A 13,403-nucleotide genomic window follows, 5' to 3' on the forward strand; every position below is an offset into this window, starting at 1 on the left:
TGGCGCAAGTTGAAATCGATTACAGAAAAATATGCCATTTAGTAATGTTCGTTCAACGAGTTATCATGCGACAATTCTCGAATCTCCGGACACTACTGACTTGTCATGTAACAATTCCGTTTAATATACACTCCGTGCCAGCCTTTTTGGCACCCATTTGACAATCGGACAGATGCCTTGCAGTATTGTCAATGTCCATCTCAAAGAGCAAAAATCGACTTATCACGCGTGTCTCGTAAAATAAAAAGGCTATGTCACCGTTAAATAGTGGTCTATACTGTTTTCTTATGAATCAACGAGATAGGATCTGTGATGAAAACTGAGGAGTTCCAAATATTGGCGGCAGCACTTGAAAGACTGACGCCGCACCAGAGAAGGTTATTAGCAGATTGTTTGCACAAGATTGGGCATATTCAGGCCGTCAGTACGTTGATTGAAAATCGTATACTGGCCACGCCATTGTGCCCCAAGTGCGGTCATAACCAAATTGCACGCTGGGGATCGGCTTCTGGGTTACAACGCTACCGTTGCTGTGCCTGCCGTGTCACCTTCAATACACTTAGTGGAACACCACTGGCGCGCCTGCGCCACAAGAGCAAGTGGCTGGAATACGCGCAACAAATAGCATCAGGTCAAAGCGTGCGTACCAGCGCGAAAGTATGCGATATGCATCGCAACACGGCATTTCGCTGGCGCCATCGTTTTCTTAAGCTGCCTAATGAGCAGAAAGCCACAAGTTTGGTTGGCATTGCTGAAGCTGATGAAACCTTCTTTCTTGAATCGTTCAAAGGTAAGAAATACGGTATGACGCGCCCGCCACATAAGCGCGGCGGCAAAGCATCGAAGCGTGGTTTGTCCTCTGAACAGATTCCTGTGTTGATTTGCCGTGACCGTACTGGGAGCACATCTGACTTCGTTTTGGAGAAAGCTGACAAAGAGCATATCGGCGCGGCACTCAAGCCATTACTGGCAAATGATGCAGTTCTCTGTACTGATAGCGGCAAGGCATTGGGTGCCGCAGTGCGGGAAATCGGCATCGTCCACCGCCCAATCAATCTGGCTGCAGGTATCCGGGTTGTCGGCAAGATCTATCACGTGCAAAACGTGAATGCCTACGACAGTCGCCTCAGGGGTATGTCAACTTCTCCCAAAACGCCGTACACTTTTTAAAGGAAGCATATAATTAGAGGGTTGTTACCTTGTCACAGCCGACTTGCTGTTACTCAATTGCTTGAGCAAACTCACATAAGCATTAATTTCTTCACGAATCATCTTATCTGGTAATAAGGTTTTAGTAACAACAATTCGGGCTAATTGTGGATGCACTCTAATCACCCCATGCCGATCAATAACAAAATCAGCCCGCCTCCATCGTTGCATAGTAACCCAAGCAAAAATGATTTTATCGATAACTGGTCGCAATGGTTCCATTAAATCGTATACCAGCGATGCTCGCCCATCCTGATCAGCATGCAAGCTTCCTACTGCCACATCAAGCCCAGCAATCTGTAATGTACGTTCCACTTGTCCTGCCAATATTGCATAAGCATAATTTAATATGGCATTGACCGGATGAGTAGCTTTATAGCCTTTCCCAGAAATGCCCGAGGCTCTTTGAGTAAAGCCTTTCCATTCTATCGGCACATCTTTTTCTTTCCATTTGATAACGCAATTATTCCAAGTCGACCAATAAATGATTGCAGCTCTGGCTTCTATAAGGCGTATTTCTTCTAATGTATTAGCATACAAAATTGAATCTGCCGATTGTGTAAAACTAATGGTTAATATCGGTTTGCTTTTAATACAAGCATCAAATTTACAATACAAAATCTCTTTAGCTAGTGTTAATGGTTCTACACTATATTGCAATCGCCTTAACGATACGACATGTGGTGTAGGAGGATGCGTTAATGCAGTTAAATTAGCATCACGATCTAATACATACAGCGCAATGCGCTGATCAGAACACCATTGAATTGCCGCTGTAGATAAATTGCCCGTCGTATTGATCACGATAATTGCTCTTACAGCATGAACACCTCGGGTTATGCGCTTTTCACGTTCTGTAACAGTAGAACAACTATAACCAGATCTTAAAACCAATTGCCCTTTATCTACTTGAAGGCTACATCCATTACCTGCTAAGGTTAGAACATCTTTTTCTTTTGCCTCTGCTGCCCAGCGTTCACCAGATGCAGCATATGATTTGCCATCAAGATTAAATTGAATAAATGCAGGTCTATTATCGGTTGGGATAACGTCAAAGGATCGATGATCGTTAATTGCGGGAATGACGTGTAATGTGCCAACTGAATGTGTAGTTTGGCTGGAATTATTTTGCAGATGTAAAGTCTTAGGAAGATTTTCAAATTTATGTTGCTTTAAATGCGCTCTACCACTATTAGAACAAGGTTTAGAGCAATATTTAGCTAATTTATTTCTAGTTGCAAATTTGATTTTGCAATTTAGACATATTAGACTAATCATTGAGTTGCTCCAGCTTGTCGATTGATACCATGTTCTCAATAGCTTGACCAAATTCCTTACTAATCACTTCCTGCAATACATGAGCAAAAGCTTGGCCATGCACGTATAACAAAACTCCCCACAGCAGTGCTGAACGACGAAACTCAAACGTGAGCACATAATCCGTATTCCTAAAATGCATTTTAGGAATAATGGGTTCTATTGCTCCACTCCAACCATGTTCGCGAAATAAATTGGTAATTGATCGAGTTGCAAATCCAAAAGAACTAAATTCATCTTGGGATTTTGTAAATATATTTGGCAGTGTTTCATCTGTTACTTTCTGAAAAGTGGCTCGCAACTCAGGGGGGCTTAAGAAATTTCCAAGTTGTTCATAAGTGGATTGCGGCAATGATAATTTAGCCGTCCCTACAACCACTTCAGCTAGCGCATTAATCCAATCCGTCGGCTTTTGTTCGTCAAGTGTTTGATCTTTCGAATGTCTACGCTTGACAGATTCCGTAAGTCTCGAAGCTTTTGATGAAGTCGAAATTTTGGATTCCATAAATGAGCGTTGTCGCATCAAATTAGATTCAAGGAGATCTGGAATTTCTTCCAAATATTCACGTATCAAATCACCTCGAAGTAAAAATCCTTTCGCAAATATCCTTCTTCCAGCCTCGCCCATATTAGGCTTCTGTTTCCGATAGCTCGCAATAATCAATTCAATCATAGGAATGCATACCGGCTCCCACAACTGAGGAATACCTAAGCCACGACCTCTGGATTTTCCGGCTTTGGGCGGTGGTAAAAATCCAGATTTTACCCAGCGCTTAAGCTGTGAGGCTGTCACTGAATGCTCAGAATGAAATCTCGCAACCTCTTTTAATAGTTCTTCTTTGGTAAGTTGGCCGATCATACATCGATATTATACAGAGGTATGAAAAAATAGCTATTTCATTATTTCAAGGGTATCCAAATTGACATAGTTCATAACTTTCCAGTGTTATATTAAACCTATATTTATCATTACAATAGATGCAAATAATCATCATATATCTAAGAGATAAAATATGATGTTATTTTCCATTACAAAACTATGTAAAACAAAGATTTTAAACTGTTCTAGCGAGGATGAAAATGAAAACCATGCCATCAAAGAAACGTAACTACCAAGCCGAGTATCAACGCAGACGACAATTAGGAAAAGAGCGAGGATTATCTATCGCTCAAGCACGAGGTCATGCCCGCAAAAGTGAAGCCAAGATTTCTGAATTGAAACGTTCAGGGATTATAGATCGCACACGCAAATCAACCCTTGGGCGCTACTATCAAGCTATCAATGGAATCGCATCAGGGAAATCACTCTCCAAAGCATCTAAGGAGGTTCGAATTTCTATAGATACAATCAGAAAGCTTGATACTGAACGTAACACATTACATCGTTTAAACAACCATGAATGGGAGATAAAAAGCTCTGCGAGTTTCCCCATCCTAACAAAGGAAGGCCAGTTATTTAACGACGTTTTACTAGATCGCAAAAATGCTCGCATAGTCGGTCAATATTGGAATGCTGCTCACAATGCTTATTTGGGGGATACCTCAGCAATAACAACTTTTGCAAATATTGTCGTCTTTGACCTGTTTGGAAATCAATATTCTTTACTAACTACAGTGGATGATTTGATTTCCATCATGGAACAAATGAATGATGCCGACCGTGAAGCGTATGAACGAATGTTTTCTTCCGAACAACGTGCATTCAGGGTGATGAATCATGGTTAACGATTATCGCTCCTGTAGTGAATGCGGCGAATATCGTAAACCAGCTTTACGAAAAAACGAGCGCAATCGATGCCATAACTGTGCTGACAAAACGCACAGTCACGGTCATTGTTGGATTTGCCGTCAAGATGATTTGCCTCTAGAACATCATCACTTAGCAGGTAAAAAGCATGCACACAGGACGGTTCCCATATGTCTTAACTGTCATGCCATGCTGTCACGCCGTCAATACCAATGGCCAGATCTATGGCGACGCGATCCTTGTGTCGCCTTCTTATTTGTTGGTTTTATGGATTATTGCGCCTTATATACTGATCCAACTATGCCTATGGAAGTGTTAAGCGAAAAATCGCAGCAAATGGCTAAGGACACAATTTGGACAGCAATCGATGCAGTGATATTTTTAGTCAAAGTAATGCCGTTAGTCATAGTTCTAATCCTTGGACTAAAAATGGCCCGAGCATCCGCTCAGAACTATTAACGATAATTTATTAATATGACGAAACCACGAGATAGAGCATGCATGCCTGTTTCACAGTATTTACGCTGTTTTACTGACCGTATAAATACAGAAAAACAAGATAATTCAGCAAGTACTAAAAATGATTTAATTGATGATTATCAGAGTAATGCCAAGGAAGAGCGAAATAACGAAGCTCAAACCATTTGGGATATTGAGCAACCTTATGGCGGTTATTGTTTTGTATTGGATACCGAAACTACAACCGATAGCCGCCAAGCATTGCGTTTTGGTGTTTATGCGATATATGGCATTGGTGCGGAAACCCGCATGTGGCTCTATCGGAAAGGTGAGTTAAATCGTGATGCACTGGATAAATTTGTTAAAGCGGGTATTTTTTATAATCCTGACGAGATCAGTAATGAAGAACTGATTATCATAAAAAGTTTTGTTGCAACTTATGATCTTGAACTATTTAAGAAAGATGTTTTTATTTGCAAGATCTTTTATCCCTGGATATATAAACGAGAAGCTTTATGTATTGGACACAATCTGCCGTTCGATCTTTCACGATTGGCTACATATTGGGGTGAAGCCAAAGAAAAATTTTATGGCGGCTTCTGGTTAACGCTTTGCAATTGTCGTCAAGACGATTCTTGTTTTGATCATCCTCCAATACGTATTAAGGCGCTGGGTGGTAAGAAAGCTTTGTTTGATTTCCGTACCCAGCGTAAACCGAGCAAAAAAGTGAATCGCTATCGAGGGCGGTTTCTGGATACGTCTACTTTTGGAAAAGCATTGCTCGGGCCGGGGGATACAACACTCTACGGTATGGGCAAGCGATTTAAGGCCCGTTCGCTCAAAATGGAAGAAGAAATCGATCATGGAGAAATAATTACTGAAAAATATTTGCTATATGCGGTTCAGGATGTACAAGCGACTTGGGCGCTATATCAAGCAGAGCGGGAAGTTTATCGTAAGCATGGTTTGTCACGTGAACCTTGGAAAATATTTTCTGAAGCATCGATTGGCAAATCGTACTTGAAAGATTTGGGGATTCCCCCCTTTCTTAAACAACACGCAGATTTCCCTAAGGATGCAATCGGCAAAGCCATGACTGCATATTATGGTGGAAGAACGGAAGTTCGTATTCGATTAAAGCCGACTGAGGTGATTTATACCGATTTCACGAGTGAATATCCGACTGTTAATGCGCTGATGAATATTCAGCAATTGTTGCTTGCTGAAAAAATAACTGTAGAACCTTGCCTTGAAGAAACACAGCAATTATTAAACGATTTAACTTTAAATGATTTGTTGAAAAAACAAACTTGGCCTTTACTTCGATATTTTGTGAAAATATTACCCGATGGCGACTTATTACCAATTCGCACGACTTATGGAAAACAAAGCGCAGCCACTAACATTGGATTGAATTATGCTTACTCTCATTTACCTGTTTGGTATTGTTTAGCTGATGTACTTGCTTCAAAATTGTTGAACGGAAAAATTCCACATATTGTTGATGCGTTTAAGCTTTTACCTGAAGGCCAAATTAAAACCAAACAATGGCAATTGTTTGGCGATGAGCGTTTCTCCATCGATCTGACAGCAGATGATCTGTTTGCACGTGTTATTGAAATGCGCGGAGATATTAAGAAACAGATGAAAGATCACTCAGTAGGTAGCAATGAATCTCTTTATCTTGATGGTTTGCAGCAAGCCCTCAAGCTAATCGCAAATTCAACCAGCTATGGCGTCCTTGTTGAAATCAATCCTGATGATAGTGAGAGCAAAAATATTCCCGTGCATGTCTATGCAGATCAATATAGCAAAGGCAAAACCAAATCAATAGAGGAGCCAGGGCCGTATTTCATGGGCCCCTGTGGTGCATTGATTCCTGCTGCTGGCCGTTTACTCTTAGCAATTGCCGAAAAATTGGCAAATGATCGAGGCATTGATTATGTGTTGTGCGATACCGATTCGATGGCTTTTGCTAAGCCGGAGGATATGGATCGTGAAACGTTCCGAGTTAAGGTTCAGGAAATTTGTGATTGTTTCAAAATGCTATCACCTTATCGCAATGTATCCGAAATATTGAAAATTGAAGATGTAAATGAATTTAATAAAGTACCTGAGCCTTTGTACTGCATAGCTATTTCTGCAAAGCGATATGCATTGTATAACCGTACAGATACTGGTTATCGAATAAGGAAATTCTCTTCACATGGTACGGGTGGTTGGATGAAACCCACATCCTATGAACCCACAACACCAGAACCTTGTGAGAACGTTTATAAGCTTGGTGGCCATCGATGGATGTATGATTTGTGGTATCACGCAATTAAAGAAATTGAAGATGGGAAAAAGCGGGTATCGCTCATCAAGCTTCCTTTTCTATCTGAACCGGCATTAACAAAGGTAACTGTTTCTACAGCTCAATTGTTGAAACGGTTTAAAAATATTTCAGATATTCGGCCTTTCTCGTTTATGGTGATGTTGCCATCGTTGAATCAATTTGATTTGCTTGGTAGATCGCAAAGTCACTTTGAGGTAATAACTGAATCAACTAATAGGAATGAAGAAAACATTCAACCTTATAATCCATTGGAATTGAAAGGCATTGCTTTTTATGCGCCGTTTGGTAAGTCATACCAAGATATCTGCATTCAAATTAAACGAATGGATAAGAACGAATTATTCACTATTGAGCACAAAACACTGGCCGAGTGTGTAGCTGACTATTTCTCACATGGTGAAGCAAAGGCATCCAATCCAAAAGATATAGGGAGATTGAAGCGGCGGCATCTTCGAATCATAGAGCACATCTTTATTGGCAAAGAAACTAACCGCGTTAAGGATGATATTAGCGAGGGAAGTGAAGGTATCGTTGAATATGAAGAAGCTGAAGAATATGGAAGAATGGGGTTGGCTGAATTGCTTAAGCAGAAACCTATGAAGGAATGGGTCAAGTTGACTGGAATTCCACGGCAAACACTTTATGACATTCGAAATGGGGCGAAGCCGAGTTATGAAACTAAAAGAAAAATTTTAAAGTTTTTTGTAGTCTAAGGAATCTATGAACAGGTTAGCTATTTGATGAGGTTTCCAGCAAATTGGCGATGCTTCCGTTTCAATCTGGCGTGAACGTCGTATAATCATTAGCGCAGCAGAAAGCATTTTGGATCAAGCACGCAAGCAGCCGATCAAGGTAAGTGATGGTAATTCCTCCAATTGATGGGCGGTGCAACTGCTAAACGGAAAGACAATTCCATCAAATTAATAAAATAGAATCTAAAGAACTTGGGAAATACGGTAATCCGATAAGATAGAAAATATGCGGTGTTGAGACGGATTCCATTCAATTACCTACTCGCTTACATCTATGGCGTATTTAAAAATGTGCAGTGAACACAGAACCAACCGAACTGCGAAGCGCAAAGCGTCCGAGTGGGAGCGACAACGGCAGCGAGGCCGCATTTGCTGCGCAGCCGCCTTGCAGTTCGAGTTCTGTTAATAACAGTACGCAAGAAAATCATAATCCTACCGATATGTAAATTACAATATTGATAAGGCAATCAATCAAATACATTTGAAAAAAATAAAGAGATTGTTAGGCACAACTCACAAGGCAAGAAGACTATATAGCCTTGCGATGAACTAAATATTCTTATATTTCATGGAAGCACAACTAATTTCTTTTGTGTGGGATATAAAATTTACTGGCCATAATCTTCTAGTATGCTCTACCCGAGTTATTACATCTTGATCCGCTTTAACTTTTCTAAGATTTAAGAATTATTAATGTCTGAAAATACTACCCAGTCCAAAACTCAAGCTGAAAGTAAGCCCATAGGGCCATTTGCTAATAATATACCACCCGGAATGTCAGATAAGCTATTGGCTCGCTTATCTATAGCAAGAGACAGACTTGTCGACCGTAATCTAAGAAATAAATTAATTAGTACTAATCTAAATACAAGTCGAACTAAAAATATTCGTTTCTTCAATGTTGATAGTGAGAATATTTTTAATACTCTCTACAACAATAAAAACGACATGTATTTTAATCCGATTAACGAGCCTTCAGAAGACAATCAGTTATTAATAGAAAACTCTACAGAGTCAGTAAATATCAGTGCTAATCAATTGCAAACCAAGCTAGAAAAAGAAAGTTTGCAAAAGAAATTAAAGTCACTTTATTTCGAAGCACAGGAGTATGAAGAAGAGCAAGGCGTCAATATTCTTTTTATAGCATTGGGATTCGTAAAATGGTTTGAAGATGATACTTCTGATGTTGAACGTTATGCACCCTTGGTTCTTTTGCCGGTTGAGCTAGTTAGAGATGGGGCAAAAGATAAATTTAGACTCAAACCAAGAGATGAAGACTTATTCACAAATATTTCATTAAAACTTTGGCTGAAAGAGCAAAACTCAATTGAGTTGCCGGATATTCCCGAGGAAGATTCTTGGTTATTAAATGATTATTGTGAGCAAGTACGTTTGGCAATAACACAAGAAACCCGATGGGAAATTTTGCCTAACGAATCTGTTCTAGGCTTTTTCTCGTTTAATAAATTTTTGTTATGGCGCGATCTTGATCCTGAAAACTGGCCTGAAGGTAAAGGTTTGTTGGAGCATTCCATAGTTCAAAGGCTATTAATGCCTCCAAAAGATAATAACTATCCTGATCCACCAATAGTTCAGTCAGATAAGTTAATTGATGATTACTTTACACCAGCAGATTTAGTCTACGTAGTAGATGCCGATAGCTCTCAAACCGAGGCTATACAAACGGTTTTGAGTGGTAGAGATTTAGTTATCCAAGGTCCACCTGGAACAGGCAAGTCTCAAACGATTACAAATATTATTGCAGCAGCCGTTGCAAAGGGTAAGAAAGTCCTGTTTATTGCCGAAAAAATGGCAGCTCTCAATGTAGTTCATGAACGGTTATCAAAAGTAGGATTAGGTGTTATTTGCCTTGAGCTACATAGTCGTAAAGCAACAAAAAGGGCTGTACTAAAGCAAATCAGGGATTCAGTAGAGTTTCCCGACCAACCGCAGGTTCCGAATAATGTGCTTAATAATCTGATTGAAAGCCAAGACTTTTTAAATAAACATGCAAAACGTGTTAATGAACCTAGAGACCCATGGGGTTTTTCTCCCTTTGAAATAATGGGAGAGATTGCTAAGTTCCATCGCTTAGGCTTAAATATTTTTAATTTCTCAATACCTAATTCAATTAGTTATACGAAACTAAAACTAGAAGTTCTATCAAATCGCCTAGTGGATCTAGGTGATCGATTAAAGAAATCAGGCATACCAGAAAAACACCCTTGGTGCCTCTCTGAGGCTGGTGCGTTAACACCAATGGATATTGAAAGATTAGAAAAAGAGTTACATGCATTAAAAGCCTTAAATGACAAGTTTAGAGATTTGGTTAATGAGCTTAGTAGCAATGTGTCATTGTCCAGTGAGTATATAGAATCGTTTACTTTAGATGATTTCAATTGGTTATTTGCTGTAGTGACTAGCAAGATTAGCACCCTGCCAGATGTACCTCTGTCAGTATTGATCTCTAGAAAAATGAAAGCAAACCTTGTTGATTTACAGGCTATCGCATTAAAAATTAATGAATTCAAAACTTATAAAAAAATCACTGATGATCAATTTATTGCTAATTGGGAATTGTTTGACCTCACAGATCTGAGAATTAAGCTTGCTGGTTCAGGCGGATCAATTTTTTCTTTTCTTAATAAGACCTACAGAAATTCAATAAGAAGCTTAAAAGGACTTCTTCGTCAAGGACTACCTAATGGCTTTAAAAATCGCCTAGCCTTAATTGATCAAGCCTTGTTAGTTAAAAGTCTTGAATATGATGTTAGCAATGTAAATGCTGAAATTAAAGTTGAACTTGGATCAATCTGGAAAGGTGGGAATAGTGATGAACAGGTTCTTATAGAATTATTTGAATGGTATCAGATATTTATTGATATTGATGAAATCAAAGAAAATATAATAGTTAAGTTAATTGGTAATCAAGCCGCGTGGAGCTTGATAAGTGATATTGCTAATTTAATTAGACATTTTTCTCAAAAACTATCTGAAATATGTCTGGCTACGAAAATTAAATTTGAATCAGTGCAGTCGCTTTCTTTTTATGAATTAGATATAAAAATTACATCTTGGTACAACAACTCGTCGAGAATTAATGAATGGTCAAAAATTAGAAATGATTTGCACGAGTTAAAATCAGAGATTGGCGAGGAGTGTCACGCTAAGGTATTTAAGGGTGAGATTCAGGCGGACCATATTAATCCTGTTATCCGTGTATCCATCTTGGAAAATATTTGGCAATCTATTGTTGCAGTTGATCAAAGCTTATCCGACATAGACGCATTTAAACTGGATAAGGAATTGGGTAGATTTCGCAAATCCGATAAAGAAAGATTAAAGATAGCATCCATGGAAGTTCTTGAGGCTTATTCTAAGAATTGCCCAAAAGGAACAAATGGTGAAATGTTGTCTATCCGTCAGGAAATAGCCAAGAAGAGAAATAATTATCCAGTTAGAAAGCTTATGTCAAAGGCGGGAAGGGCCATCCACGAGTTAAAGCCAGTATTCCTAATGAGCCCAATGTCTATAGCTCAGTTTATTGCGCCAGGATCAATGACTTTTGATTTGGTTCTAATAGATGAAGCTAGTCAAGTAAGGCCTGAAGATACTCTTGGCGCTATAGCTAGAGCAAAGCAAGTAGTAGTAGTTGGGGATATAAAGCAATTGCCTCCCACCAATTTCTTCAATCGCATAACAGAGGATTCTGATCGAGAAGAATTTATTGATGACGATGAATCTTATTTTTTTAATGATGTGGAAAGTATTTTAGATTTATGCGATAGCGTCTTTCAAAATAAAGTTATGTTGCGCTGGCACTATCGCAGTCAGCATCCGGGATTAATTGCGGTTTCAAATAGAAATTTCTACGATAACAAGTTATTGTTACCTCCCTCAGTACTAAGGGCTAATTATGAAGATGGATTTGGTGTTTCTTTTGTTAGGTCACCACAAAATGGATATAAAAGGGGTGGGCCAGACGGTGGTAGAAACATATTAGAGGCTGAGCTAATTGCTAAAGAAGTAATTAGTTTTGCTAAAACTCACCCTGATAAATCTCTTGGTGTGGCTGCATTTTCAGTGGCTCAGAGAGACGCAATTCGTGATTTGATTGACGAATATCGAAGAAAGCATCAGGAAGTTGAATATTTCTTTTCTGTTAGTAAGCATGATTCCTTTTTTGTAAAAAACCTTGAATCAATTCAAGGTGACGAAAGAGATGTAATTTTTATATCTGTAGGCTATGGTCGTAGTGAGGATGGTCGTTTAACTCAGACATTTGGTCCTCTTGCAGCTGATGGTGGCGAACGTCGCCTCAACGTATTAATTTCACGAGCTAAGGAATGCTGCAAAGTTTTCTCATCTATTACAGCTGAAGACATTAAGGTATCTCCAGGTAAGCTAGGAATTAATGCTTTTAGAGAATTCTTACAATTTGCTGAAAAAGGTTATTTTGATGTTCCCATTGATACTGAAAAGAGCTTTGATAGTGATTTTGAAGAATCATTGGCATTATTCCTAACAAAGAATGGCTATAAAGTTCAACCCCAAGTTGGAATGTCTGGATTTTTTATTGATATTGGTGTTGTAGATCCAAATAATGAAAACAAGTTCTTTTGCGGTATTGAATGTGATGGCGCAACATATCATTCTTCAAGATCAGCTAGAGACCGTGATCGTTTAAGACAAGAAATTCTGGAAAGTCGCGGATGGAAAATTTATAGAATATGGAGTACGGACTGGTTTCATAGGCGTCATGATCAAGAAGCTAAACTACTTGATTACTTGGCTTCATTGAGTAATGCCGACCGCGAACCTATATTGCAATTAAAGGATGATCAGCCTATAGAAGTGTTTCATGACATATTTGAATCAATAGTAAGACATTCCGCTATTGAAGGACAAGTGTCAATTCCCTATGAAGAATTTGATGAAAAAATAGACTCTTTTAAAGAACCCCATGAAATACCGTTATATGAATTGGGGTTACTGATTAAGAGGATAGTTGACATTGAAGGTCCAATTCATCATGAAGAAGTTGCTAGGCGAGTATCTAAAGCTTTTAGTAAAGAAAGATCTGGCAATAGAATTCAGGACAGAACACTAAAAACTTTGCAACAGACTAGTGGTTTATTAAATGAAGGAAAGTTTTGGTTTTCAGAAACTCATAGCAAATTCACTGTTCGAGATAGATCAAGTGTGACTAGTAGAACTTTAGTCGATGCTGCATATATTCCACCACAAGAAATTAGAGTTGCCTTAAGGCACTTAGCAAATGAGAGTGTTCAAATTGAAGATATTGAGCTAATACAACAAGTATCTAGATTATTAGGTTTTCGGCGATGCGGACCCGATTTAAAGCAAGTCATTCAATCTGTACTTGATTTAGAAATTAATAAGAGCTTAAAAAGAGAAAATAATCTGATTTCCCCCATCAAGTAAAAAAATGTACGGTGTTTTGGGAGAAGTTGACATACCCCCGACAGTCGCCTCAAAGAGTGGATGCGCCGATTTCACGGTATCGCCACACATTACCTTGCCAATTATCTCGGTTGGCGACGACTGATTGATCGTGCTC

At 39.0% G+C, this 13,403-nt stretch carries 6 protein-coding genes and 1 pseudogene; 5 read left to right on the forward strand and 2 right to left on the reverse strand.

Annotated elements, in window-relative coordinates; all coding sequences use genetic code 11:
* Positions 1–312 precede the first annotated feature (312 nt).
* Positions 313–1,131: pseudogene (locus ACH10T_RS07260) on the forward strand (IS1595 family transposase); the annotation flags it as partial.
* Between the two features lie 63 nt (positions 1,132–1,194).
* On the opposite strand, the gene cas1 reads toward ACH10T_RS07260, so the two are convergent.
* Both cas1 and ACH10T_RS07270 read right to left on the reverse strand, forming a co-directional pair.
* Positions 1,195–2,487, reverse strand: a complete 1,293-nt coding sequence (gene cas1 / locus ACH10T_RS07265) for a CRISPR-associated endonuclease Cas1 (protein ID WP_394808646.1) — start codon at positions 2,485–2,487, stop codon at positions 1,195–1,197.
* Positions 2,480–3,199 (reverse strand): hypothetical protein, encoded by a 720-nt coding sequence (locus ACH10T_RS07270; protein WP_394808647.1) that lies wholly within the window; start codon positions 3,197–3,199, stop codon positions 2,480–2,482. The genes cas1 and ACH10T_RS07270 overlap by 8 nt, the downstream gene beginning before the upstream one ends.
* Before the next feature lie 407 nt (positions 3,200–3,606).
* On the opposite strand from ACH10T_RS07270, the gene ACH10T_RS07275 reads away from it, so the two are divergent.
* The 4 genes from ACH10T_RS07275 to ACH10T_RS07290 all read left to right on the forward strand — a co-directional run bounded on the left by ACH10T_RS07275 (position 3,607) and on the right by ACH10T_RS07290 (position 13,267).
* Positions 3,607–4,251, forward strand: a complete 645-nt coding sequence (locus tag ACH10T_RS07275; RefSeq protein ID WP_394808648.1) for a hypothetical protein — start codon at positions 3,607–3,609, stop codon at positions 4,249–4,251.
* Entirely contained in the window at positions 4,244–4,732 is a 489-nt protein-coding gene (locus ACH10T_RS07280; protein WP_394808649.1) for a hypothetical protein, read from the forward strand. The genes ACH10T_RS07275 and ACH10T_RS07280 overlap by 8 nt, the downstream gene beginning before the upstream one ends.
* A 15-nt stretch (positions 4,733–4,747) precedes the next feature.
* On the forward strand, positions 4,748–7,783 hold the full coding sequence (locus tag ACH10T_RS07285) for a hypothetical protein (protein ID WP_394808650.1): 3,036 nt from the start codon (positions 4,748–4,750) through the stop codon (positions 7,781–7,783).
* 732 nt (positions 7,784–8,515) lie between these two features.
* Entirely contained in the window at positions 8,516–13,267 is a 4,752-nt protein-coding gene (locus ACH10T_RS07290) for a DUF3320 domain-containing protein (RefSeq protein WP_394808651.1), read from the forward strand.
* Positions 13,268–13,403 lie beyond the last annotated feature (136 nt).

It is taken from the genome of Nitrosomonas sp., from assembly GCF_043753625.1.
GTDB lineage: Bacteria > Pseudomonadota > Gammaproteobacteria > Burkholderiales > Nitrosomonadaceae > Nitrosomonas.